Below are 1,061 nucleotides of genomic sequence, written 5' to 3'. Positions count from 1 at the left end.
GGGGTGTTGGGGGTGGGTTCGATTAAGACCAATATTGGTCATTTGGAGGGTGCGGCGGGTATTGCTGGTCTGATTAAGGCGGCGTTGTGTGTGCAGCGGCAGGAACTTGTTGCGAGTTTGAATTTTGTGGAAGCTAATCCGCGGATTCCGTTGGAGGAATTGCGGTTGCGGGTGGTGACCGATCATGAGCGGTGGCCGGTGGGTAGGGGTCCGTTGTCGGTGGGGGTGTCCTCTTTTGGCATGGGTGGCAGTAATTGCCATGTTGTGGTGTGCCCAACGCCGCCGCCTCAATAGGATCACCCACCGCAGTACCCGACCCATGAAGCTCCACATAACCCACCTCCTCCGCACCCACCCCCGCAGCAGCCAACGCCTTTGTCATCACCTCAGCTTGCGCAGACTCCGAAGGAACCGTAATCCCCACATGCGCACTCCCCGCATTAACCGCACTCCCCCGAATAACCCCATAAATCCGATCACCCGAACCCACAGCATCCGCCAACGATTTCAACACCACCACCCCACCACCCTCACCCCGCACATACCCATTCGCACGCGCATCAAAAACATAACACCGCCCATCCGGCGAAAGCGCATCAAACTTCGCCGTCCGCACACTATGATGCCGCGACAAAATCAAATTCACACCACCAGCCAACGCCACCCCACACTCCCCACGCCGCAAACTCTCACACGCCAAATGCACCGCCACCAAAGACGACGACTGACCAGTATCAACAGTCAAACTCGGCCCCGACAAACTCAACGCACGAGAAACACGATTAGCAATCAAACTCCGACCCATACCCGTATGCAAATACGGACTAATCTGCTCATCCGGAACAGTCCCCATCAAATCCGCAAAATCACTCGCCATCACACCCAAAAAAACACCCACCGACAACGGCCTCACCCCACCAACAACAATCCCCGCATCCTCAAACCCCTCCCAACACAACTCCAACACCAAACCCTGCTGCGGATCCATCGACGCCGCCTCCCGCGGCGAAATCCCAAAAAACCCCGCATCAAACTCACCACACCCCTCAACCAAACCCGCC

1 protein-coding gene and 1 pseudogene are annotated in these 1,061 nt (G+C 56.9%); one reads left to right on the top strand and one right to left on the bottom strand.

All coding sequences use genetic code 11. The features are described from left to right. Positions 1 to 3: 3 nt before the first annotated feature. Positions 4 to 222 (top strand): annotated as a pseudogene (locus AWC27_RS32300) (acyltransferase domain-containing protein); the annotation flags it as partial. On the opposite strand, the gene AWC27_RS19885 reads toward AWC27_RS32300, so the two are convergent. Then, positions 134 to 1,054, bottom strand: coding sequence for a beta-ketoacyl [acyl carrier protein] synthase domain-containing protein (locus AWC27_RS19885; RefSeq protein WP_245847324.1), 921 nt, complete (start codon positions 1,052 to 1,054; stop codon positions 134 to 136). The pseudogene AWC27_RS32300 and the gene AWC27_RS19885 overlap by 89 nt on opposite strands. Between the last annotated feature and the right edge of the window lie 7 nt (positions 1,055 to 1,061).

Source organism: Mycobacterium szulgai, assembly GCF_002116635.1.
GTDB lineage: Bacteria > Actinomycetota > Actinomycetes > Mycobacteriales > Mycobacteriaceae > Mycobacterium > Mycobacterium szulgai.
Note: the sequence above shows the minus strand (reverse complement) of the source record. Positions and strands in the feature narration are given on the sequence as shown.